21 protein-coding genes and 2 riboswitches are annotated in these 23,929 nt (G+C 38.8%); of the genes, 7 read left to right on the plus strand and 14 right to left on the minus strand.

Annotated features, from left to right (window positions below; genetic code table 11):
* Positions 1–401: 401 nt before the first annotated feature.
* Both ABS917_RS17575 and ABS917_RS17580 read right to left on the minus strand, forming a co-directional pair.
* The gene (locus tag ABS917_RS17575) at positions 402–878 is read right to left on the minus strand and encodes a GNAT family N-acetyltransferase (RefSeq protein ID WP_350480209.1); all 477 of its coding nucleotides are present in this window, start codon (positions 876–878) and stop codon (positions 402–404) included.
* 94 nt (positions 879–972) lie between these two features.
* On the minus strand, positions 973–2,307 hold the full coding sequence (locus ABS917_RS17580; protein ID WP_350480210.1) for an NCS2 family permease: 1,335 nt from the start codon (positions 2,305–2,307) through the stop codon (positions 973–975).
* Between the two features lie 141 nt (positions 2,308–2,448).
* Positions 2,449–2,550, minus strand: a riboswitch (purine riboswitch).
* A gap of 199 nt (positions 2,551–2,749) precedes the next feature.
* Here ABS917_RS17580 and ABS917_RS17585 point away from each other — a divergent pair.
* Together ABS917_RS17585 and ABS917_RS17590 are read left to right on the plus strand one after the other, a co-directional pair.
* The gene (locus ABS917_RS17585) at positions 2,750–3,157 is read left to right on the plus strand and encodes an NUDIX hydrolase (protein ID WP_350480211.1); all 408 of its coding nucleotides are present in this window, start codon (positions 2,750–2,752) and stop codon (positions 3,155–3,157) included.
* A gap of 80 nt (positions 3,158–3,237) precedes the next feature.
* Entirely contained in the window at positions 3,238–3,639 is a 402-nt protein-coding gene (locus ABS917_RS17590; protein WP_350480212.1) for a hypothetical protein, read from the plus strand.
* A 291-nt stretch (positions 3,640–3,930) separates the two neighbouring features.
* Here the strand turns inward: ABS917_RS17590 and ABS917_RS17595 are convergent, their stop codons facing one another.
* The 9 genes from ABS917_RS17595 to ABS917_RS17635 all read right to left on the minus strand — a co-directional run bounded on the left by ABS917_RS17595 (position 3,931) and on the right by ABS917_RS17635 (position 16,160).
* Positions 3,931–4,818, minus strand: a complete 888-nt coding sequence (locus ABS917_RS17595; RefSeq protein ID WP_350480213.1) for a DUF2382 domain-containing protein — start codon at positions 4,816–4,818, stop codon at positions 3,931–3,933.
* Between the two features lie 245 nt (positions 4,819–5,063).
* A complete protein-coding gene (locus tag ABS917_RS17600) occupies positions 5,064–5,213 on the minus strand; it encodes a hypothetical protein (RefSeq protein WP_339173936.1) in 150 nt (49 codons plus the stop codon).
* A gap of 9 nt (positions 5,214–5,222) precedes the next feature.
* On the minus strand, positions 5,223–7,250 hold the full coding sequence (locus ABS917_RS17605) for a bifunctional diguanylate cyclase/phosphodiesterase (RefSeq protein WP_350480214.1): 2,028 nt from the start codon (positions 7,248–7,250) through the stop codon (positions 5,223–5,225).
* Between the two features lie 363 nt (positions 7,251–7,613).
* Positions 7,614–9,167: a glutamine-hydrolyzing GMP synthase gene (gene guaA, locus ABS917_RS17610; protein WP_350480232.1), complete on the minus strand. Its 1,554-nt coding sequence runs from the start codon at positions 9,165–9,167 to the stop codon at positions 7,614–7,616.
* Positions 9,168–9,285: 118 nt separating this feature from the next.
* A riboswitch (purine riboswitch) is annotated at positions 9,286–9,387 on the minus strand.
* 31 nt (positions 9,388–9,418) lie between these two features.
* Positions 9,419–11,569 (minus strand): DUF4129 domain-containing transglutaminase family protein, encoded by a 2,151-nt coding sequence (locus ABS917_RS17615; protein ID WP_350480215.1) that lies wholly within the window; start codon positions 11,567–11,569, stop codon positions 9,419–9,421.
* Positions 11,566–12,753: a DUF58 domain-containing protein gene (locus tag ABS917_RS17620; protein WP_350480216.1), complete on the minus strand. Its 1,188-nt coding sequence runs from the start codon at positions 12,751–12,753 to the stop codon at positions 11,566–11,568. Before ABS917_RS17620 ends, ABS917_RS17615 begins: the two co-directional genes overlap by 4 nt.
* A complete protein-coding gene (locus ABS917_RS17625) occupies positions 12,753–13,694 on the minus strand; it encodes an AAA family ATPase (RefSeq protein ID WP_251691709.1) in 942 nt (313 codons plus the stop codon). The genes ABS917_RS17620 and ABS917_RS17625 overlap by 1 nt, the downstream gene beginning before the upstream one ends.
* Positions 13,695–13,847: 153 nt before the next feature.
* Positions 13,848–14,672: an ammonia-dependent NAD(+) synthetase gene (gene nadE / locus ABS917_RS17630; protein WP_350480233.1), complete on the minus strand. Its 825-nt coding sequence runs from the start codon at positions 14,670–14,672 to the stop codon at positions 13,848–13,850.
* Positions 14,673–14,690: 18 nt separating this feature from the next.
* The gene (locus ABS917_RS17635; RefSeq protein WP_350480217.1) at positions 14,691–16,160 is read right to left on the minus strand and encodes a nicotinate phosphoribosyltransferase; all 1,470 of its coding nucleotides are present in this window, start codon (positions 16,158–16,160) and stop codon (positions 14,691–14,693) included.
* Positions 16,161–16,521: 361 nt separating this feature from the next.
* On the opposite strand from ABS917_RS17635, the gene ABS917_RS17640 reads away from it, so the two are divergent.
* From ABS917_RS17640 to ABS917_RS17660, 5 genes are all read left to right on the plus strand, one after another.
* Entirely contained in the window at positions 16,522–16,863 is a 342-nt protein-coding gene (locus ABS917_RS17640; RefSeq protein WP_079523171.1) for a P-II family nitrogen regulator, read from the plus strand.
* A gap of 27 nt (positions 16,864–16,890) precedes the next feature.
* Complete coding sequence (locus ABS917_RS17645; protein WP_350480218.1) at positions 16,891–18,243, plus strand: ammonium transporter; 1,353 nt, start codon at positions 16,891–16,893, stop codon at positions 18,241–18,243.
* A 172-nt stretch (positions 18,244–18,415) separates the two neighbouring features.
* The gene (locus ABS917_RS17650) at positions 18,416–19,141 is read left to right on the plus strand and encodes an ABC transporter ATP-binding protein (RefSeq protein WP_350480219.1); all 726 of its coding nucleotides are present in this window, start codon (positions 18,416–18,418) and stop codon (positions 19,139–19,141) included.
* Positions 19,138–19,896, plus strand: coding sequence for an ABC transporter permease (locus ABS917_RS17655; RefSeq protein ID WP_350480220.1), 759 nt, complete (start codon positions 19,138–19,140; stop codon positions 19,894–19,896). Before ABS917_RS17650 ends, ABS917_RS17655 begins: the two co-directional genes overlap by 4 nt.
* Before the next feature lie 76 nt (positions 19,897–19,972).
* The gene (locus tag ABS917_RS17660; protein ID WP_350480221.1) at positions 19,973–20,944 is read left to right on the plus strand and encodes a proline dehydrogenase family protein; all 972 of its coding nucleotides are present in this window, start codon (positions 19,973–19,975) and stop codon (positions 20,942–20,944) included.
* Positions 20,945–21,035: 91 nt separating this feature from the next.
* On the opposite strand, the gene ABS917_RS17665 is transcribed toward ABS917_RS17660, so the two are convergent.
* From ABS917_RS17665 to desA, 3 genes are all read right to left on the minus strand, one after another.
* Positions 21,036–21,650: a response regulator transcription factor gene (locus ABS917_RS17665; RefSeq protein ID WP_014822558.1), complete on the minus strand. Its 615-nt coding sequence runs from the start codon at positions 21,648–21,650 to the stop codon at positions 21,036–21,038.
* The gene (locus ABS917_RS17670; RefSeq protein ID WP_014822557.1) at positions 21,647–22,783 is read right to left on the minus strand and encodes a sensor histidine kinase; all 1,137 of its coding nucleotides are present in this window, start codon (positions 22,781–22,783) and stop codon (positions 21,647–21,649) included. Before ABS917_RS17670 ends, ABS917_RS17665 begins: the two co-directional genes overlap by 4 nt.
* Positions 22,784–22,871: 88 nt before the next feature.
* Complete coding sequence (gene desA, locus ABS917_RS17675) at positions 22,872–23,903, minus strand: Delta(5) desaturase DesA (protein WP_350480222.1); 1,032 nt, start codon at positions 23,901–23,903, stop codon at positions 22,872–22,874.
* Positions 23,904–23,929 lie beyond the last annotated feature (26 nt).

The following is a 23,929-nucleotide window of genomic DNA, read 5'->3' on the forward strand; positions in this document are numbered from 1 at the left end:
AGTAGTTTGAAAGCTCATTTGCTTTGCTAGCGATCCAACTTCGTTAGAAGTTGAAATCTATTGTTTGCTTCATTTAAAAAGCTTGTTTCATTAACGTTGCTTGTTCAGTTTTCAAGGTTCATTGTGCTAGTCGTTTGTGCGACTGTTTTAAATTTTAACAGTGTTGTTTATGTTTGTCAACAACTTTATTAAAATTCATTTTTTCGTTTTGTTGTTTGCGTTTGTTTCGCAGCAACGTGATTAACTATACACCCGATACAAAGGTTTATGCAACCCTTTATTTAAAGAAAAAATTTTCTGATTTTTGCTCTCCGACTTAAATTGAGTTTCTTCCTATTATATATAGAGTAAAGTTGATTTACTTGTCACTCAAAAATAGTTTACTTCTCCTAAAGAAATAACTATTGAATAGCCAATCTCATTTTTCTGCTGATGGTTTTCATAGAATGTTTTTTATAAAATGCAATGGCTTCTTTATTGAACTCCCATACATTTAACTCCACTTCATCAACATTCATTTCTTTTGCCCACTTTAGACAAGCTTCAAATAACAGTGATCCAATTCCGTTCCGTTTTTCTGACTCATCTACACCAAAATCATGAATGTATGCAAATCTCCTCTGAACTAACGAAGGGAAATCAGGAGAAGCTTCTATACTTATAACAGCAAAGCCCATTATTTTATTTTCCTTCCTTGCTATTAATACTGTACTTTGCTCTTGCTCAAGCAATTCCAAATAATATTCTTGTGGCATAACACTCTCCACTTTACGGAATACCGTACTATCCCCCTTTACATGATCGTCTTGACCTTGCCTTACTAAACGATTTACTTCTATATAGTGTTGTTCCTTTGCTTCTTCTATTTTGATAACCATAAACTCTCCCCCTTTAATATTAAGTTCGATTCCCCTATTATATTTTCCTGCAAAATAAAAAAACCAGCCAACAATAGTTGACTGGTAAATGATTTTACATTGATCCGACAGTACCTAAATAAATCAGGAAGAGCACTGCGAAAATATACATAATCGGGTTAACTTCTTTTGCTTTACCTTTTAACACCATCGTTAATGGATAGAATACGAAACCTACCGCAAGACCTGTTGCGATTGATGATGTTAACGGCATCATTAACATTGTGAAGAATGCTGGTACAGCTACTTCGAATTTATTCCACTCGATTTGTCCAAGTGAAGATACCATTAAAATACCTACCACGATTAATGCCGGTGCAGTAACTGCATTTGTTACAACACTTAATACTGGTGATAAGAATAGCGCCAATAAGAAACAGATACCGGTAATGATTGAAGCGAAACCTGTGCGTGCACCTGCTCCAACTCCTGCTGAAGATTCTACATAAGATGTAACTGTTGATGTACCAAAGATTGAACCTGAAATAGAAGCGATTGAATCTGAGATTAATGCTTTACCTGCACGAGGTAATTTATTATTTTTAACAAATCCTGCTTGATTGGCAACAGCCATTAAAGTACCTGCGTTATCAAAGAAGTCTACGAACAAGAATGATAGAATAACCGATACCATTGTTAGCGAGTAGAACTCAGGATCAGTGAAAGCTGAGAATAGTTTACCGAAAGTTGGTTCAACACTTGGTGGTGCTGAAACAATTTGAGATGGTAAATCAACTAACCCAATGACCATACCTACTATTGCAGTAATTGCCATCGCAATAAATACGCCAGCTTTCATTCCACGAACTAAGAAAATTACTGTAAGAAGAATACCAAAAATCGCTAACAATACTTCAGCATCGTGTAAGTTACCTAAACCGACAACTGTCGCCTCACTCGCAACGATAATGCCAGCATTTTTTAAACCGATAAACGAAACGAATAACCCGATACCAGCACCAACGGCAATTTTAAGTTCCATTGGGATGGCGTTGATTAATTTTTCACGTAATCCTGTAACCGTTAATAGTAGGAAAAATACACCTGATACAAATACTGCAGCCAAAGCGTGTTGCCAAGGGCTTCCGTTTGTTAATACAACCGTGTAAGCAAAGAATGCGTTTAAGCCAAGACCTGGCGCTAAAGCTAAAGGATATCTTGCAACAATCCCCATGATGAAACACCCAATTGCTGCTGAAACAGCTGTTGCCACAAATACTGCACCGTAATCCATGCGTAGTGCATCTGGTAGACCTTCAATATCAGATAGCGTTAAAATGCTAGGGTTTACTACTAAAATATAAGCCATTGCCAAGAATGTTGTAAAACCACCTAAAATCTCTCGGCGATAATTAGTTCCAAGTTTATCGAACTCGAAATACTTTTTCATAATGAAACTTTCCTCCGTGTTGTCGTCTTCAACATCTAAAGAACAATTAACCTTAAAAACAAAAAAGACACGCAAAGCATAAATGCCGCATGTCCACGATTTAAGGAAAATAAGTATATTACACTCCAAGTATAGTAGTGTTGTTACTTATTTATAAATCGTAGTCGAATCATTTACGGTGATTCGGTAGAAACTCACGGGCCATATTCCCGACATTATACGACGACGTATTTAATTTACGTTTGTAATATATCATTTCATTTTTTAAATTACAAGCTATTTCCGAACATTTTTTATAAATTTTAATTCATAGTTCGTGAAAACATCCATAAATTAGTCATTTACTTCTGTTCTCATTTCTTTATTTGTTATTATTAAACTTGGAATAAACAAAAACTAATCTTAAGTCTGACTATATTTATACTGAAGCGGGGAATTCATATTGAATGAAATTAAGGTAGTTGTAAAGGGAGTTCTTGTAAAAAACAATAAAATATTGATCGTACAGCGTTCACAAATCGAAACGGTTGGCGCCGGCACATGGGAGACGGTCGGTGGAAATATGCATTTTGGTGAGTCATTTGAAAGTGCACTTAAGAGGGAATTTTCAGAAGAAGTCGGATTGAATATTACTGTAAAAAATCAGTTGTTTTCGACAACATTCCACACGAGTAAAACGCGCCAAATTGTCCTGCTCACTTTCTTATGCGATACAAAAGAGGAGCAAATTACTTTATCCGAAGAGCATCTACACTATTTATGGGCGTCGAAGGATGAACTGCTCACATTATTACCGCCGGAGATTATCGAAGATTTCCACAAGCATAACGTATTCTATTTATTACACTAATAATTAATTTATAGAAAGTTTATAGAAATGTTATATTGCTCCTCTATAGTGAAGTTTGAACAAATAGAGGGGGGATTTTTTTGCAACAACAACGAAAATGGGCAATGCATTTAATTCGCTTTGCGGCTGTTTCAGGTTTCATCGGTGTATTTATCGGATCAATTATGAGCGGTAACATGAACTATGCTTTACGACCAGTCCACGCACACTTTGTGTTGGTAGGATGGTTATCGGTTTTTGCATGGGGGATTTTCTATTATTCAGTACCCGTTCGCAAGCTGATCTTTGTTAAAATCCAAAGTATTCTAGGTATGATCGGTGCTTTTGGTTTATGTATAGGAATGTGGCTGTATTATTTAAACCCGCTGGACACAAATGAAACAATGAACATGGTGTTCTTCATTGTAGGCGGTACTCTTTTACTGCTTGCATTTTTCTTATTTATAATTGTGACATTTTCTGTCACAAAGAAAGAAAATTAATTATATCTGGCTATATAAAAGTAAGTGTATTTCCCTTTAATATGTTAAAATAATAAAAGAAACACAGAACATTAAAGGAGCGGTTTGAATGCCATATTGGTTACATAACACATTATTTGTACTTTTAATAATCGTTACATTCGGATGTGTTACTAGTGGGATCGAGTGGAAAACTCGCGAAAAAGCCACTGTTGAAGAATAATTTAAGCCTAAAATGACTTACTAGAATATAACTAACATATAAAACAAGGAAGCCTGCGTAAAACAGGCTTCCTTTTTTTTATAACTATTTTATAATCCGCGGTTTGTTCGTTTTAACGGATCATTATCCAAATTGTCCAAATCATTTAAATGATTTGTAGTATTAGTCGTATCCTTAATGTCCGCTTCTTCACGGCGAACCGTGTCTGAAACAGTTTCCGTATCTGTTACTTTTCGTTTGCCGACTACGATTTCCTCCGTAACGACATCTTTCTTCGTAACATCCACTTGTTCTTCTGTTACCGGGATATGGATTTTACCCTCTTCTTCATAGGCATGAGTGATTCCGTTATGAAGTTTTCCATTTGCATTAAGTGTTGTGTCCTCATTAACCGGACGTCTTTCTACATAAACCTCCTCATGCTCTACTGGCACTTCGATCGTTTGCTGCTCTTCGACTACATGTTTATCGACTTGCACCTCACCCGTTTGTACACGTTTTTTATCTACTTGCAAGCGTTCTTCATGAAGCGCTAAACGTTCTTCATCAGTTTTTTCATAATCACGCTCATAATGATTATTCAAACCGTAATTTTTAGTACCTTCATCAAAATAAGTACCATAGTCTCTATCTACATACAATAAATATTTCCCTGCCTGCAATTCATCATAATAACGGTTTCGTTCATCCTCAGAGATGCCCATTTGTGTAAAGTGCTGATCGCGTACTAGATCTTCACCCATCATGAATGCTTTAAAGCGGTCCCACCAAGAACCTTCTTTATGATCAGTGTCATAACCATCTGTGTTAGTGCTGTAACCTTTTGAGTTTCGGTACATAGATAGTTGATCGTTGCGATTAGATACGATGTACATATCTTCTTCACCATAGCCTTGTGCACGAAGGCGATCCATTTCTGCCTGTAATTCCGCTTCATTGTCATAAATACCATATAATTTGTTATCACGTGTTTCCATGTTTCATTCCTCCAGTTATTTTGTTAGTTTTTTATACCGTCTGTCTATACTTGATTTGGCATACTATACAATACCTTTTCTCCTAAATAATAAACGTAATGATGATATATTTAACATTCTGTAATAAAAATGAAAGAAAAAGAAACACTGCTATGACAATATTTTATTATTAATAGATTACGTCGAAATTAGAGGCCAAATAAAAAACATAGAAAGATGTTACTCCTCCTACGTTTCCATACAACCTATTTATCGTTTTGTTGCTGTTTCTTTTCCAAATACTGCGCACGCAATTTTTCAAGTTGTTGCTTTTTATCGAATTGGGCAGGCTTGTTTTTTTCATGATACTTCGCAACAGCTGCCTTCCCTTTACTATCCAATTGATATTTCCCCATTTTGTTCACCTACTTTTTTCGCTTTTCCCACCAACGTTCGTACTCTTCGACTGTCAATGGCTTTGAATAATAATAACCTTGTATGATGGGCACTCTCTCCAGGTCCATAATAAACTGAAATTGTTCTTTTGTTTCTACACCTTCTATCAGGACATTTAAACCAAGTGAATAGCACAGATGAATAATCGATTTTAGGATTGATGCGTCTTTTTCGGAATCGGGCACACCATCTATAAATGATTTATCAATCTTAATAGTGGATATCGGTATTTCTTTTAAATAAGATAACGATGATAATCCTGTACCGAAATCATCCAGCGCTACAGACAAGCCCATTTCTCTGAAAGTCCTAACTGCTGATATGGCATTATGAATATCATGAATGACACTTGTTTCTGTAATTTCCAGTTCAATTTTAGACGCTTGAATTTTATACTTAAGCAAACTCTCATTGATTACTCTATTTAAACGCGGCGACGTCAAATACATACCTGGAATATTAATCGATATTTGCGGAAGCTCTATCCCTATATTAGTCCATACGGCTAATTGTTGGCAAACTCTCGCGATTAGCCAATCCGTCACATCTGATATACGATTAGTATTTTCTAAAATCGGTATAAACACCGCCGGAGATATTATACCGAACACCGGATGCTTCCAACGCATAAGCGCCTCTATTCCTACTACACTGTTTTGCTCAGGATGTACTTTTGGCTGATATACGATGAACAGCTCATTTTCATCCAACGCCCGTTGAATATCAAGGCTTAGTTGACGCTCAAAATTAAACGTATGAATTTTAGGATCGTACGTGATAATTTCATGCCCGGATTTTGTCGACGGGGCATGTAATACTGCAATTGTATTGGCAAAATGTTCACCAACCGCCTTTTTTTCATCTGACTGCGAAACAGCAAATACCGCTTCTACCGAAACCATACGTTCATTAATATTAAGCGGACGCTCTAACAAAAGACAAATACACCGCAGTCCATTGATTGTATTTTGCACACTTTCAGCAGGTGCATGTATCACCGTAAAGCGATTAGCTTCCGTTCGATACAATTTCGTCTCCTTGGGCAGATTAGTTTGCATTATTTCCAGCACACTTTTCACAATGGCATCCCCAAAAGAATAGCCATAAGCCAATATATACTTCTCTAAGTTGTTTAAATGGATAATAGCTACCATTTTCGTATCTTTTTTAATACGCTGGTCTTCCGTAAATTGGTTCTGGTTCGGCAATTGCGTCAATGCGTCAAAATTTTTCATACGGTAGTCGACATATCTGTCTAGGCGACTGGCTAAAATTGCAAGCCCAAACAAACTGACAATTCCAATTGTCACAAACAACACGACTTCAATCATATTGGAATCATGGGCATGTACATGGATCAATCCCTCAACATAAAAATCCATTGCTAACATACCTGTATAGTGCATGCTTGTTACAGCGATAGCCATTAAAAAAGCGGCGATAATTTTCGCCAAAAACTTTTCCATTTTAGTATCAGTAATCGAAAAGATGTACAAAGAGGCAAACGATGCAACAATTGCTATCAAAATCGATAAGCTAAATAGTACCGGATTATATACAACCTTTGCATCCATCTCCATTGCAGCCATACCTAGGTAATGCATAAGTGCTATACCGCACCCCATAAAAATACCAGCCCTGATAAATGTTCGAACCTTATTATTGTCGCTATTGGTTAAAAAAAATGCCATATACGATGCAACAATAGCAGGGATGACAGATATAAGTGTCATTACCAAATTATGCTTCATAGGAAGGGATATTACTAACGCACTCATTCCAACATAGTGCATCGACCAAATTCCAAGCCCCATCGCCAGCGAAGCCAGCACTAACCATAAATTTTTATGGAAAAAACCCTTTACATTGATGCGCCGATTAATATAAATCGCTGTATACGATGCACCAAAAGCGATAATGAAGGACAATAGTATTATTAAGGGATCTAATCTCCATTCAATCATATGCATGCTTTCTAGGTCAGGTTTTGTAAACAAAGAAATTCGCTCCCCTTATCTGATTGGTGATTAATATCCCAATTATTCAAGTTAACCTCTATTGCTGCGTCTTGATAAGAAGTGCATGTTGGCTTCATAAATTTTAATACATCCAATTTAAATTGAACAGAACAAAACTTATTCTTTTCCTAAAAAGTTAATCTTTGTGAACAAACTCCTTTTTTGTACATCCGATGCAAACCAGCACAATAAAAGTATGTCCCCCTGTTCTTTTACGTTACCGAAAAATAAAAACCCCCGGAGGTTAGACTTTTTCCTAACTTCCAGGGGCATTATCATTATAAGAATGGCGATTCTGTAAATGTAATAAGGCTACAATGATGTGATATTAGACAATCAGTATTATTCCCACTCGATCGTTGCTGGTGGCTTAGAGGTAATGTCATACAGCACGCGGTTAACGTGCTTCACTTCGTTTACGATACGAACAGAAATCTTCTCCAATACATCGTAAGGGATACGTGCCCAGTCAGATGTCATGCCGTCGATTGATGTAACACCACGGATACCGATTGCGTAATCGTACGTACGGCCATCGCCCATTACACCTACTGAACGGATGTCAGGTAATACAGCGAAGTATTGCCAAATGTCGCGTTCAAGACCAGCTTTTTTGATTTCTTCGCGCAGGATGTAGTCTGCTTCACGAACGATTTCCAGTTTTTCTTCTGTTACTTCACCAAGTACACGGATACCTAAACCAGGACCCGGGAAAGGCTGACGCCATACAACTTCTTCAGGTAAACCTAATTCAAGACCTAAAGCGCGTACTTCGTCTTTGAATAGTGTATTTAATGGTTCGATTAATTCGAACTTCATATCTTCCGGTAAACCACCAACATTGTGGTGTGATTTAATTGTTTGGGCAGTTGCTGTACCAGATTCAATAATATCTGTGTAAAGTGTACCTTGCGCTAAGAAGTCCATATCTTTTAGCTTTGATGATTCTTCATCAAATACGTAAATGAACTCGTTACCGATAATTTTACGTTTTTGTTCAGGGTCAGAAACACCCGCAAGTTTATTCATGAAACGTTCACGAGCATCGATTTTGATCAGTTTCATATCGAAGTCTTCTGTGAAAGTTTTCATAACTTGCTCAACTTCGCCTTTACGGTTTAAGTTGTGGTCCACGAACATACAAGTTAATTGGTCACCGATTGCTTTGTGGATTAGCACTGCTACTACAGATGAATCAACTCCGCCTGATAATGCACAAAGCACTTGCTTGTCTCCAACTTGCTCACGGATTTTCGCTATCTCGATTTCAATGAAGTTTGCCATTGACCAGTCGCCTTTTGCTTCACAAACATTGAATACGAAGTTTTTCAGTAAATCATTTCCGTATACAGAGTGGCGTACTTCCGGGTGGAATTGCACTGCATAAAATTTACGAGAAGCATCAGCCATTGCCGCAATCGAACATGCCGGGCTTGTCGCAATAACTTCAAAACCTTCCGGCACTGCTGTTACATGGTCACCATGGCTCATCCATACAACTTGATCTTTTGGTAATTCCGCAAATAATTTATTATCCGAAGTAATGTTAATTTCAGCTTTTCCGTATTCACGAGTTGCCGCGCCTTCCACTTTACCGCCATTCGTGTGGGCCATTAACTGCATGCCATAACAAATACCTAAAATCGGTAAACCTAATTCAAAAATCGCTGGATCTACATGGAATGCCGATTCATCATATACAGAGTTTGGACCACCTGAGAATACGATACCTACAGCATTCATTTCTTTAATTTCTTCAGCAGTAATAGTATGTGGATGTAATTCCGAAAACACACCAAATTCACGAATACGACGAGTTATTAATTGATTGAACTGACTACCGAAATCAAGAACGACAATCTTTTCTTGCTCTTTTAACAAAGGAGTTGACACTATTTCCACCTCTTCTAATTTTTTGCGGCCTATATTAAGAAAAAAAACGCGTAAGAAAATAATTTCTACGCGTTCATATTTCATCTCTTCTTCAAGTGGGTATACCTATCCCTTATAAGGATATAGTGAGACCCACCGTCATAGATAAGTTATTTAGGGTAACTTAGTAGAAACATCTGGACCATATTACCAGACTTATATGAAGGCACAATACTATTTATTTTTCTAAATTTTACTCTTTAGTCGAATTAAAATCAACCACTCGTACGATTGATTAAATATTCCCAAATTTCTTTCATTTCAGTCGTATTCATTTGATCGGTCTTTTTCGCATAAATAAGACGTTCATAAAACGCCGTCAATTCACTCATTTTCGTCGTATCCAACTGTCGATCGACACGCATTGCAAACTGTTGCAGCGTTTCATCTTGCCCTCTTTTTAAGTGAATACGCTCCAGTTGTTTCAACAATACAAAGTAAGCTTCTTCAAATGACGCCGCTTTGTCCAATTTTGAACGGTTCATTTGGACAGCCAGTTTCGGTTGCCATTTCCCGCGTTTTTTCCAGGCAATAGTTATCCCAATCACAACAAGTGCCAGTAATCCGTACAGCACCCATTTAAATTTTGACCAGTCAATTCCACTTGTACCGTTAGTTGACTGCTTTGTTGTATCTTTCTCTTCCAACTCCGGCTGCGGTGCTTCCGGTTCTTCCATTTCAGGTAACTGCTCTTCTTCCGGAGCTTCGAAATCCACATCATAGTTGATATTCATCGGATTGCTAAAGCCAATTGTCGGCTCAAACGGCATCCAGCCAATGCCGTCAATATATGCTTCCACCCATGAATGGGCATCGTTATTTGTCACTTGATACGTAAACATCCCGTCTTGTGAAGCAATCCGTTCTCCGCTTGAAAAACCTTTTACCCAACGCGCCTGAATTCCTATCGAACGCAGCATGACAACCATTGACGTAGAGAAGTTATCACAATAGCCAAGCCTTGTTTCAAACAAGAACTGGTCTACATAATCTTGATCCGCTGATGGAACTTGCACATTTGTCGTTTCATATTGAAAGCCACTACGCGCAAAATAACCTTCAATCGCACGTGCCTTATCATATACACTCTCATACATATCGGTAATTTCAAGAGCTAAATCGGTTACACGCTGCGGTAAATTATCAGGGAGCTGTAAATAACGCGGATTACTTCCTGTTGAGGATAATGTTTCTTTCAGGGCTACGTAACTATATTCCGGCTGCTGAAATGTCATTTCGTATGATGCAGGCGCTATAACGTCACTATTGATAAGCGGCAAAATTTTCTCATTGCCTGTATTATATCTTAACCCAGTATGCATCCCGTTTAAATCATAAGAAGTAATTCCATATGCTTGTAATAGAAACATATATTCTTCATTTATAGCCTGCACTTCCACCGACTGGGGTTCTTTACTTCCAGGTATGATTGAAAGCGGCAGCGGATCTGATAACTGAAGCGTTTGCTGCACTGTCTCATCACTCGATTGCTCCCAACCTTTAGACGTATAAACATCCTTCGTCTCCACACGCCAATATTGACGGATCGGTGTTTTTATTTCATAGACAAGCGTACTGTCACCTGCGAACGGTCCGCCCAGTCGTTCATCATTTTCCCCATAGCCAACTGTTGCAACCGACTGACTCCCATTACCTCCAATACCCGCAATACTTTTTACATACGGTACCGGATCCGACCATTGAGGCTCTGCTTTCGGCATGAGTGTTGCAACAATACCTGCCATCATGACAAAAATAATAATCGGGGCTGCATACTTCAAGTAGTTCATCCAGTCTTTTTGCATTTCCGCTGCCTGCATAAGTCTTTTTATAAACAGCAAAGATGTAAGCACAAGACCTAACAACATTACTTTTATAATCGCCGCTGTGCCATCGTATTCTGTAAAAGTATCAAGTGTCCCGATGAAAAATACTGTAAGCAGCAGGAAATAGTAAATACTATAGCGCACACTTACCCAATGCTGAATTAAATAAATCAGCATCCAAATCAATATGAAAAACAGACTTGTCCGGAATGGATCACTTACATAAATCCACTCTCCCGCAAGCAGCATATCCAAATTATATTTCAGTTCTCCTGATATAAATTGCATCGTCGTCAATGCCTCATCTTTATACACACTGACAATAAACCATGTTATGTACGTCAGTTTAATGAGCCAGTTAATTATAAAAGGCAGTGAAAAGACACCGAGAACTAAACAAATTCCTATGAACAATACAAACTGCGTAAAGTAGCCGGTGTTCGTCAACTCTATAACCGGCACTAGCCATTCTCGTAAAATCAGGAAAACAATAAAATAAAAAATCGCAAGTTCTATTTTTTCGGCTGTGCTGCGTCTCATGCGTGCTTCACCTCCGAATACGTTCGCTGTAACTCGTCCATCTCGATATAATGCACTTCATTATTTTGGCTTATATGCGGAACCGGATCTTTTTGGTCACTTACAACAAAGCATATAATTTTGCGTGCATATTTCGTTCCGGCATTCAGTACTTCTTGCAATGCCGGAGTCATTTCACCTGTTATGATGACAACAACAGAGCGGCTCATCATTTTTTGTTCTTCAAAAAACAGACGTTCGACACCAAACTGCGCATCCGGCTCGACTGTCACCAAATGCTGCAGCACCTTTTCATATTGTTTGCCCGTTTTAATTATCGGCATAAAATAACGGTCAACCCCAACACTTAAAAATGAAACATCGCCCTGTTTTTTTACAATTTTATTTATATAAGACGCCGTGTAATCGACTACATCATCGAAGTTCTTCTGTACTGCACGATCGATTAGCACAAATGTATTTTGTGATTTTTGATCTTCAAATTCCTTTGTGCGCAGTTCTCCATTTTTCGCAAAGGATTTCCAGTGAATCCAGGAAAATCGGTCGCCTGGTACATATTCGCGGACCCCTGTCGCAACCGTTGTATCCTTGATCAAAGAATAGCGGGATTGACTTGTCCCCTGGTCATATTGCATTCCGATCGGCAATAATTTGACATCAGATACTTTCGGATATACTAAAAATAGCTGCGGGTGATTTATTACCACATTCCTTATTGTCCATCCGAAAAAGTCCGTACATGTAAACAGCAATCCTCTAAAATGATGCTCTCCGCGTTTTAACTCCTTTAATTCATAAGTCCACTTAAACTCGCGTTTCCACCCTACTAAAAATAGTTTCGTTACATTTCCGTTCGGTTTTTCAAAATGTTCTTCCCTCATCGGCAGTTCTCGGACCATCATGAAAACAAACGGAAACCAGCTCGTATTCCGGAATGTTACAGTAACTTGTACATTGCTCCCACGTTCAATTCGTTCCTTAGATAAAGTACGGGATATTTCTTTAAAACGAATCGGTATAATCGCCAGTAAAATTGAATAGACCAAAAACGGTAGAATCGTGAAGAAAACAAACCAGCTTACAAAGCCCCCTTGGAACATTGCATAGCAATACGTAATAATGAGCAACGAAACAACGGTAATTAAACGCCCGCCATGCTTCAGAAACTGCTTAATTCCTTTCATTACGGTATATACCTTTTCACAGGAACATGGACATAACGCAGAACACTTTCAATCACTCGTTCTTCCGTAATTCCTTCATAGCGTGTTTCTGGTTTTAAAATAATTCGGTGGCCGAAAACGAATTTCGCTAAATATTGAATATCATCCGGGATGACATAGTCTCTCCCCTTCATAAAGGCGTAGCTTTGCGCGGCACGCATTAATGCGATGGAAGCACGGGGACTTACACCCAAATACACATTTTCATGATGACGTGTATGCTGTGCGATCGACACGATATATTCTTTAATATTATTTTCTACATGAACTTGCTTTACTTGTTCTCTTAAATCGTTCAACTGCTCAATTGTCAATACTGGGAAAAGGTCATCAATCGGAACCGATCTTTCGGCACGATTTAACACTTCGATTTCTTCTTCCTTTGTTGGATAGCCCATTTTTATTTTCAGTAAAAAGCGGTCCAGCTGCGCTTCCGGAAGCGGGTATGTCCCTTCATATTCAATCGGGTTTTGTGTTGCCATTACAAAGAAAGGTTTCGGCAGTTGAATTGTTTCACCGTCTACCGTAATTGACCCCTCTTCCATGCTTTCCAACAAAGCAGCCTGTGTTTTTGGTGAAGTACGGTTAATTTCATCCGCTAATACAATATTGCCGACTATCGGCCCCGGACGGAACTCAAACTGCAATGTTTTCGGATTATATATAGAAACGCCTATTACATCAGATGGTAATAAATCCGGTGTAAATTGAATACGTTTAAAGCTTGCACCTAAAGACTTTGAAAGCGCACGTACCATCATTGTTTTCCCAACTCCTGGAACATCTTCCAGTAATACATGCCCTCCTGCTAATAGCGAAACAATACTTAGCTCGGCAATCTCTCTTTTACCTATCATAACTTTTTCAATATTTCTGATTATTCCTTCGATCTGTTCATTCATGAATAGTCCTCCCACCTGAAATCGTTGTACCTTTGGCATGTAGTTTAAGCATAACGAAAACAAAATGCGAGCACAACTAGTTTTCCTTAAAAATGGAAAATCACCCCACTTCATCAAAATGAAGTAAGGTGATTTATCATGATCAAAAGTGTATTATCGTTTCCAGAAATCATCGAAAATTGTAATCGGCATATTTCGTTTATGCATGGAGCGCAAATAATGTCCTTCAAGTTTTTCACGTGCCTGCTCGGGTATTTCCTTGCCTTCCAAATAATCATCAATTTGCTCGTACGTAACACCAAGTGCTACTTCATCCGGCAATGCAGGGCGGTTTTCCTCTAGATCTGCAGTCGGAATTTTTTCATATAAATGTACAGGACAGTTTAAATGTTTTAAAATCGCCCGACCTTGGCGTTTATTTAAACGGAAAATCGGCATTAAATCCGTACCACCATCGCCATACTTTGTATAAAAGCCTGTTACGGCTTCTGCAGCATGATCCGTGCCAAGTACGACACCGTCATTTGATGCTGCAATCGAATATTGTACTTTCATTCGTTCACGTGCTTTTTCATTTCCTTTTGCGAAATCACTCAACGTGATTCCTGCTTCCAAAAGTGCTTCTACACTTGCATCTACAGCATTTTTAATATTAACTGTATACACTTCTGTAGGCTGAATGAAGTCTAGTGCATCTTGGCAATCTTTTTCATCGAATTGTTTGCCATAAGGTAATCTTACCGCCCAAAACGAATAAATAGATGCCCCCGCTTCTTCATTTAGTTCATCGACAGCCATTTGAGCAAGCTTACCCGTTAACGTTGAGTCTTGCCCACCGCTAATACCGAGCACAAATCCTTTTAAGAAAGGATGATGTTTTGTGTATTCCTTTAAAAAATCAATAGACTTACGGATTTCCTGTTCTACATCGATTGTCGGCTGTACTTTTAACTCTTCAATAATTTGTTTTTGCAACATAGACAATGTCCTCACTCCTTATCGTTCTTCGAGTTCTGTTACCATATCGCGCACTTCCTGGATATTGCGCATTTTATTATCCCAACATTTTTGACTTAAATCGACCGGATATTCCTCTGGATTTAACGAACGTTTATATTCATCCCAAAGCAATTCCAAGTTGTCGAACGCATATTGACGAATCTCCATTAATGTAGGATTTTCATAAACAATTTCACCTTTATCAATCACTTTTCGGTGCAACTCCTTCGCCTCAAAGTTCGTTACGAATTTGGAGATAAATGTATGCACCGGATGGAACATTTTAATTCGTTCTTCGGCAGCAGGGTTTTCATCAGCCATGGCGATGTAATCCCCTTCTGATTTCCCGCTTTTCTTATTGATAATTCGGTAAACTCTTTTTAAACCAGGTGTCGTTACTTTTTCGGCATTAGCTGAAATTTTGATCGTATCTTCCATTTCACCATGATCATTTTCAATGGAAACCATTTTATAGACAGCACCTAGAGCAGGCTGGTCATATGCAGTAATGAGTTTTGTACCAATTCCCCACATGTCCACTCGGGCACCTTGCGCCTTTAAGTTTAAGATCGTATACTCATCCAAGTCATTTGAAACGATAATTTTCGCATCCGGGAAACCTGCTTCATCAAGCATACGGCGTGATTCCTTTGAAAGGAAGGCAATATCTCCGCTGTCTAAACGAATTCCGATAAAGTTAATTTTATCACCAAGTTCTTTCGCTACTCGGATTGCTGTAGGAACACCTGACTTTAATGTATTGTACGTATCAACTAAAAACACACAGTCTTTATGACGCTTTGCATAGGAATGGAATGCATCATAATCGTTTTTATATGCCTGAACCAATGCATGTGCATGTGTACCCGATACAGGGATATTAAACAGCTTCCCTGCTCTTACGTTTGAAGTAGATTCAAAACCGCCAATTACTGCGGCACGAGCTCCCCAAACAGCTGCGTCCATTTCTTGCGCGCGGCGTGTACCGAACTCCATCGCAATTTCCTTTTGAACAACTTGCTTAATACGGCTCGCTTTTGTCGCAATCAGCGTTTGGTAGTTTACGATGTTCAATAGCGCTGTTTCAATCAGCTGTGCTTCCACTAGCGGCGCTTCAATTCTCACAATCGGTTCATTCGCGAAAACAAGTTCCCCTTCCTCCATCGAATACACGGAACCCGTAAAACGAATCGTTTTTAAGTATTCGATAAAATCCTCTTTATAATGAAGTTCATCTCGTAAATATGCGATATCGGTTTCACTGAATCGAAATTTTTTTAAATAATTCAGCATGCGCTCCAATCCGGCAAAAATTGCATAGCCGTTCCCGAACGGCAATTGTCTGAAATACAACTCAAATATAGCTTTCCGGTTGTGCATGCCGTCTGCCCAATAGCTTTCCGCCATATTAATTTGATATAAATCGGTATGCAAAGCAAAACTATCATCTACATACTTTTCGTTCATCGTAAGTTCCCTTCTTCCAAAACATAATTTAGTCATAGTATACACCATCTTCAATTAATTCGAAGTATGAAGATTCTTTCTTCCATGTTACATACTTTTACATGGCAGTTAATTTTGCTCTGTTGATAATATAGTTTTCCCTAATTGACTAAATAAAAAACGTTTCGAAATTTTTGTCAGGACGTATACTTCCTGAATTTCACCTGTTCAATAAGACCTGCTCACCCTCCCTATTTTACATTATCTAACAATTAGATTAAACCAATCGAAAATACATGTTAATTTTCCTAACATTAGTTATTGATTTATCCGAAAATTCAATTTATCATGTTAGTTAACATAACACAAGGAGTTGTTGAGCATGAAAAAAATTGAAGCGATAATTCGACCTGAGGTGTTTGCACAAGTTCGAGAGGGGTTAGCTCTTGAAGGAATTGATGGATTAAGTATTTCCGAGATTGCCGGAGCTGGGCGACAAGAAGGTAAGATCGGATTGTTTCGCGGAAACTCTTTCTCAATGGAATTTTCGCAAAAGCTCAAGCTCGAAATGGTTGTTGACAACGCAAAAGTTCAACCGATCATTGATGTATTATTGCGTGAAGCTTCTACAGGTGAAGTTGGTGACGGTAAGATCTTTATTTACCCTGTAGAGCAGGCGATTCGTATACGCACAAAAGAGCTTGGCTCTATTGCAATTGACTAAAAATATTCCTAAAAGGAGGAGTTTTTAATGACGAATGAAGCATTGGAATTATCGATTAACTTAGTTTGGGTAATGCTTGGGGCGTTTTTCGTATTCTTCATGCATGCGGGGTTCGCGATGGTAGAAGCAGGGTTTACACGCTCTAAAAATGCCGTCAATATTTTAATGAAAAACATTTTAACAATTTCAATCGGGGGTCTTGTCTACTTCGCAGTCGGATACGCCATTATGTTCGGTGAAAGTTCAGGCGGATTGATCGGCTCTTCCGGTTTTGCATTAAGCGGTGTAGATGACATTGCATTTTTCGTATTCCAGGCAATGTTTGCTGCAACATGTGCAACGATCATTTCAGGTGCTGTTGCTGAACGTACAAATATTATGGCCTACATCGCATTGGTCATTATTATGACAGCTATTATTTATCCGGTTGTCGGCCATTGGGTATGGCAAGGTGATGGCTGGTTAACTTCTTTAGGCTTCGTCGATTTTGCCGGCTCAACTGTTGTACATTTAACTGGTGCTGTTGGAGCTCTAGTTGTCGCAGCAATCGTTGGTCCTCGTGTCGGTAAATATGCTAAAGGTGTTGTAAACGTTATTCCTGGTCATTCCATCCCACTTGGCGCATTAGGTGTTTTCATCCTTTGGCTAGGTTGGTATGGCTTTAATGGTGCATCAACATTGGCTGCCGATCCTGCATTAGTTCCTGGCGTTATTGCAAATACTTTCTTATCTGCATCTGCTGGTGTAATTGCTACTGCATTTTATACACGTCTTCGTTATGGCTTTATCGATGGTTCTTTAACACTAAACGGTGCTTTAGCTGGTTTAGTTAGCATTACTGCCGGTGCTGCTAACTTAAGCATTGTCGGGTCTATTATTGCGGGTGCTGTTGGTGGCGTTGTATTAGTAGAGGCGGTCCGCTTTATTGAACATAAACTAAAAGTGGATGATCCTGTTGGTGCTGTTGCTGTACACGGTGTAGCTGGTATTTGGGGAACGTTAGCAGTTGGATTATTCGATACTGCTGGTGGCGGTCTATTTTACGGCGGTGGTGCTGAATTACTAGGCGTGCAGGCATTAGGTGTTGTCGCAGTAATTGCTTGGACTGCAAGTACTGTTGCCATTGCAACATATATTATTAAAGCATTTATCCCTCTACGTGTTACACATGAAGAAGAAGTCCAAGGTTTGGATATTGCAGAACATGGCGCATACGCTTATGAAATGCAGGAAACTTTTAGAGGTCTTACAAAATCAAATGACAGTTTTGCTCAACGTCTAACGAACTTAGGAAAAGTTCCTGCTCCTTCTAACGTACAAGACAGCGGGTCTAAAACTAAAACCGGGTTCCCGAATTCTTTAAGCTCTACAAAGAGCTAAAAGCGAAATGTGTGCCCCTTCCCCCACACATTTTCGAACCATTCTTTCAATACATTATGAACTGAACAAGGAGCTGTTCTGAAGAATTTTTCAGACAGCTCCTTGTTATTTTGCTTTCTTTACTCAATAGGATTATCCTAATATATAGAAATTGATAGTGAAGGAGCAACATATGATAGAACAAGCTATTCACTTTAACAATGTGGCGTTTGAAGTGAATCAATCAACAATTATCCATCCTTTAACCTCCAGTTTTTTTAAAGGGAAAATTACAACTTTAATCGGTCCTTCCGGTGCCGGAAAGACAACACTGCTCAAACTTTGCAATGGGCTCATTTCTGCAACATCCGGTACGATTTTTATTAACGGACAACCAATGCATTCATATGAACCAACTGCTTTAAGAAGAATGGTCGGTATTGCACTTCAATCTGCTCCAATTTTAAAATCAACTGTAAATGAAAATTTAGCATTACCAAGAAAGCTGCAACATCAGGAACTCTCCAAAGAAGAAGCTTGCCAATATTTAAACGATGTCGGATTAGATGAAGATTTCCTTATGCGTGAGGCCAATGATCTATCCGGGGGACAAAAACAAAAACTGTCCATTGCACGAACATTAGTCAACAAATCGGACATTTTGCTTCTTGATGAAATTACATCGGCACTTGATCCCAAATCAGTTCGGGAAATTGAGCAATTGATTGTTGAGCTTAACAGAAGGTTTGGAACGACCATTATTTGGATTACCCATAATATCGAACAAGCCAAAAAACTTGGGCACTTTACTTGGCTCTTAAAAAATGGGGAGCTGATCGAGGCATCGGAAACAGAAAAGTTCTTTACCTCTACAAACCCTGTAGTCCAACAATTTTTGGTAAGGGGGGATGATGTGTGAGCTATACTTCGCTATCGCTGACATTAATATTTGTGCTGATTCCTTTTATTTTATCGAAAACATTGAAACTCGGCCTCGAGCGTGACACAATCATCGCAACTGTGCGTTCTGTAATACAGCTGCTTGCCGTTGGGTATTTGCTTCATTTTATATTCGAATCGGAAAGTATGCTCTATATGGTTTTGATGATTTCGCTAATTATTTTAGCTGCTACGTTAAATGCGCGTAAAAAAGGGGAAAACATTCGAGGTATCACTTGGAAATTAATCATTACCTTTATGACGGTCGAAGCTGTCGTTATGGGGGTTTTGCTCGGCCTGCAAATCATGCCGGCTACACCAAATTACATCATTCCGATCAGCGGTATGATGATAGGCAATTCAATGGTATTATCCATCCTATTTTTAAATCGCTTTAAATCGGAAGTCGAGGCAAATGAGCACTTAATAGAGCTTATTTTGTCACTTGGCGGTACACCAAAACAGGCCATTCATCAGCAACTGATGAATGCGATTAAAGCAAGTATGATTCCTACAATCGAATCGCAAAAAACAATCGGTCTTGTACAACTGCCCGGCATCATGAGCGGACAAATTATCGGCGGTTCCAGTCCAATTGAAGCCGTACAGTTTCAAATACTGATTATATTCGCCCTTTTGACATGCGCAACGCTCTCATCTACTATTTTAGGCTTTTTAGTGTATCCTACATTATTTAATAATCGCATGCAGAAAATTAAAATGGGTGTGAATTAAGGCGATTGTTCGTAATCTACGAAAATAGCGCTATGGTATAATTTTAGAAAATGACGAATTTTAAGGAGATGTTTTTATGGCATTACGTGATTTTTTCATTTCATTATCAGAAAACCAAACTCTTAACAATGCAGCGCAGCAATACGGTTTAAAGTTGGGTGCACAAAGCGTTGTTGCAGGAACAACTATCGAAGAAGTAATCGAAAGTATTCGTAAATTAAATGAGCAAGGGATTTCTTGCACTGTTGATAATTTAGGCGAATACGTTACTGATGAATCAGAAGCAACGCAAGCGAAAGAAGAAATTTTAGCTATGATTGAAGCCATTCAGGTTGAAGAATTGGATGCACACATTTCCTTAAAGCCTTCACAGCTAGGTTTGGATATTGACATCGACTTCTGCTACGACAATTTATATGAAATTGTGGAACGTGCCCATGAATACGGAATTTTCGTCAATTTTGATATGGAAGATTATAAGCGACTTCAGCCGTCATTCGATATGCTGGAAGAACTTGCAAAATCATTCGATAATGTAGGAACAGTCATTCAAGCATACTTCCACCGCGCAAAGGACGATATTGAAAACTTTAAGGATTTCCGTCTGCGGGTTGTAAAGGGTGCCTATAAAGAATCGGAAGAAGTAGCTTACCAGGATAAACTTGATATTGATATTAACTTTATCGAGCTGATTGAATACCATTTGGCGCACGGACACTTTACATCGATTGCCACACATGACCACAATATTATTAAGCATGTAAAGTATTACGTTGAGCAATATGATATTCCGAAAGAAAAATTTGAGTTCCAAATGCTTTATGGCTTCCGTAAAGACTTGCAGCTGGAACTTGCACGCGAAGGCTATCAAGTATGTGTATATGTACCATACGGCAAAGACTGGTATGGCTATTTCATGCGCCGCTTAGCAGAACGTCCACAAAACATCAGTCTAGTCACTAAACAAGTGTTCAATAAAAAGACAAACACTTTACTGGCAGTAGCAGCAGGTGCATACCTTCTAGGGCGATTAACGAAAAAGAAATAAAGGTTTACCTCAATTAGAAACCCCCTCATTTTGTCTGTGAACAAAATGAGGGGGTTTATTTAGTACTTAATTAATTCCAGGTCTTTTTCGATCACATCTTCTTTTTATTCCAGCCCTTTTCTTTGAAGCGTGCTATTGCTTCAATTCGGTTGCCGACACCCAGCTTATCTAGTATGACAGAAATGTAGTTACGTACCGTACCTGCCGATAGATAGAGCTCTGCGGCAATTTCCTTTGTCGTTTTCCCTTCCGCAACAAGTTCCAGCACTTGGCTTTCCCGTTCCGTGAGCGGATTTTCACTATCGTCTTCATACACAAAATCCACTAGCTCCGGCGCGTAAATGCGACGCCCATCCATAATGATCCGTATGGAATTGACAAGCTCCTCAATCGGGCTGTCCTTCAACAAATACCCGCGAACTCCCGCTTTTCTTGCACGTTCAAAATAACCTGGCCGCGCAAACGTCGTTAAAATAATAATTTTACATTCGCTGCCTCTTAACTCTTCGGCAGCATCCAACCCCGTTCTGATCGGCATTTCTATATCCATAATACAAATGTCCGGATTCAATTCTGTTACCATTTCAATTGCTTCTTCTCCGTTTTTGGCAAGGCCGACTACTTCCATATCCTCTTCCATGCTGAGCAATGATTTCATCGCCCCAAGCAGCATACCTTGATCTTCAGCAATTACAATTCGAATCATTTTATGTTCTCTCCCTTTTGATGCGTGATCGCCAACGGTATTTTCAGCACGACCGTCGTCCCTTCATCGCTCTCTATTTCAAGTGAACCATTGATAAAACCAATACGCTCCTGCATCCCTTTTAAACCACTTCCACCAAGTAATGTATCGGAGCGTTCAAAGCCAACTCCATTATCTTGAATCGTCATTTTGAATTCATCATCACTTTGATAAAAGCTAATACGGCAAATCGTTGCTTTACTATGTTTGACGATATTTGTAACTGCTTCTTTCAGGCACATACTAATAACATTTTCAGCCAAAATAGGCATTTTGATTTCACTTTTATCTCCATTTAACCGCAGTTTAATCTGTGCAGCTTTTAATATTTGTTCTACACGATAAAGCTCTTCTTCCACCCTCACAGCGCGCATATCAGCTACAAGCTCACGTACTTCCTTTAACGCGACGCTCGCGGTTTGACGAATATCCTTTATTTCTAAAATGGCTTGTTCCGGGTTTTTTTCAACAAGTCGTGCTGCCAAATCACTTTTTAAACCAATCATGGAAAGTTTTTGACCAAGTGTATCGTGTAAATCACGTGCAATACGCTGGCGTTCTTCAAACACCGTCAATTCAGAAATACGTTCCCGCGCCGTTTCCAGCTCGCCTTCCAAGTTTTCCCGTCTCGTTCTTGAAAACAGCGTAAACGGCAACAGCACAACACCGAGCATATTAATAATAATGAATGGTGTTTGCGATAAAAATAAGTCAAGGAAGATGAAATAACCCCCGACAATCGAAAGTACAGTGAAGCCTATATGTAAGCCATACATAATATAAAATCCAACCGGCTGTTTAATATTGCCGATGAAAAATGCGGTAAACAATGCCAAATATACGTAGCCAAAGACAAGTGTCATTGCGATATTCAGCAACATTTGAAAACTGATCCACATATATTTCAGCCCAGGTCTAGCACTGAATGAAAAATAATGACATAAGAAATAACTTAAAATTAAAGTGATCCCTAAAATAATCTGCCATAATGCGAACGATTGTATAATGAAGAAAAATGGCATAATACAAAAGATTATCCATATATAAATACTCAACATCGGACTTTTTGGGATGATACTATACCATGTTTGCATAATTGCCTCGATTCTCTTTTTACCTATATTCTATAATAAAACAGGTACCTCAAGCTATAAATTGAGGTACCTTAATTTTTGTATAAAGTTAGTTCGCAACAGTTCGGTTACGCGTTGCCTCAAGTTCTGCCGCTTCTTTAAATGTAATAAAGCGATAGTTGTCGGCATCATATAATTTGTAGCGAATCGATTCAAAGCTTGTCTTTAATGTAATCGTTGTTGCCTGTTGAAGAGGCTTGATCGACTCATGTGCATCTTCCAGCTTATAGTTCGGAACACGTGGTGATAAATGGTGCACGTGGTGGAATCCGATATTACCAGTAATCCACTGAAGTACTTTCGGTAATTTGTAGTATGAGCTTCCTTCTACCGCAGCTTTTACATAATCCCACTCCGAATCGACTTCAAAGTACGAATCTTCGTAAGTGTGCTGAATATAGAACAGCCAGATTCCTAATGAACCTGCAACAAACAATGTTAAACCATGCACTAATAAGAAAGTAGACCAACCAAATATTAAAATGAGGGTTGTACAAATAATCAATAATGCGATGTTATTGAAATAAGTGTTTAAGCGCTCTTTACGCTTTGCATCTTTACGATTGAAACGATTCAGTATAAGTACCATAAATAGTGGCCCTAAACCAAACATGACAATCGGGTTACGGTATAGACGATAACCTAAACGGCCTAATTTAGACTTTTCCAAGTATTCATCAACAGTAAGCATATCGATATCGCCAATCCCGCGCTTATCCAAATTTGAACTTGTCGCGTGGTGAATCGTATGCTCACGCTTCCACTTCTCATATGGGAACGATGTCACAATACCTGTAATATTTCCGATAATGGCATTCGCCTTTTTGCTTTTAAAGAATGAACCGTGTGTACAGTCATGGAAAATAATAAATGCACGAATAACAAATCCTGAAGCCAGGATACTACATAACGCCGTATACCACGGAGAGAACTGGAGCAATACATAACCCGCCCCCCAAATTAATACAAGCGGTACAAGCGTATTTAATATTTGTTGAATACTAAGTCGCGTTTCTGATTTTGCGAACGGTGCAACATCTTTTCTCAGTTGCTTTGTTTTATCTGCATGTGTGCTTACCATGTGTCGATCCCTCTTTCCACAAAAAT

Source organism: Solibacillus sp. (genome assembly GCF_040273735.1).
In the GTDB taxonomy this organism is placed as follows: domain Bacteria; phylum Bacillota; class Bacilli; order Bacillales_A; family Planococcaceae; genus Solibacillus.

Bases quoted from the DNA above. Each gene is read 5' to 3' on its own strand.
- ABS917_RS17575 (WP_350480209.1), bottom strand. From the start codon at position 878: ATGGTTATCAAAATAGAAGAAGCAAAGGAACAACACTATATAGAAGTA.
- ABS917_RS17635 (WP_350480217.1), bottom strand. From the start codon at position 16,160: ATGAACGAAAAGTATGTAGATGATAGTTTTGCTTTGCATACCGATTTA.
- ABS917_RS17580 (WP_350480210.1), bottom strand. From the start codon at position 2,307: ATGAAAAAGTATTTCGAGTTCGATAAACTTGGAACTAATTATCGCCGA.
- ABS917_RS17620 (WP_350480216.1), bottom strand. From the start codon at position 12,753: ATGAAAGGAATTAAGCAGTTTCTGAAGCATGGCGGGCGTTTAATTACC.
- ABS917_RS17600 (WP_339173936.1), bottom strand. From the start codon at position 5,213: ATGGGGAAATATCAATTGGATAGTAAAGGGAAGGCAGCTGTTGCGAAG.
- ABS917_RS17645 (WP_350480218.1), top strand. From the start codon at position 16,891: ATGACGAATGAAGCATTGGAATTATCGATTAACTTAGTTTGGGTAATG.
- ABS917_RS17660 (WP_350480221.1), top strand. From the start codon at position 19,973: ATGGCATTACGTGATTTTTTCATTTCATTATCAGAAAACCAAACTCTT.
- ABS917_RS17670 (WP_014822557.1), bottom strand. From the start codon at position 22,783: ATGCAAACATGGTATAGTATCATCCCAAAAAGTCCGATGTTGAGTATT.
- ABS917_RS17650 (WP_350480219.1), top strand. From the start codon at position 18,416: ATGATAGAACAAGCTATTCACTTTAACAATGTGGCGTTTGAAGTGAAT.
- ABS917_RS17665 (WP_014822558.1), bottom strand. From the start codon at position 21,650: ATGATTCGAATTGTAATTGCTGAAGATCAAGGTATGCTGCTTGGGGCG.
- ABS917_RS17595 (WP_350480213.1), bottom strand. From the start codon at position 4,818: ATGGAAACACGTGATAACAAATTATATGGTATTTATGACAATGAAGCG.
- nadE (WP_350480233.1), bottom strand. From the start codon at position 14,672: ATGTTGCAAAAACAAATTATTGAAGAGTTAAAAGTACAGCCGACAATC.
- ABS917_RS17625 (WP_251691709.1), bottom strand. From the start codon at position 13,694: ATGAATGAACAGATCGAAGGAATAATCAGAAATATTGAAAAAGTTATG.
- ABS917_RS17615 (WP_350480215.1), bottom strand. From the start codon at position 11,569: ATGAGACGCAGCACAGCCGAAAAAATAGAACTTGCGATTTTTTATTTT.
- ABS917_RS17640 (WP_079523171.1), top strand. From the start codon at position 16,522: ATGAAAAAAATTGAAGCGATAATTCGACCTGAGGTGTTTGCACAAGTT.
- desA (WP_350480222.1), bottom strand. From the start codon at position 23,903: ATGGTAAGCACACATGCAGATAAAACAAAGCAACTGAGAAAAGATGTT.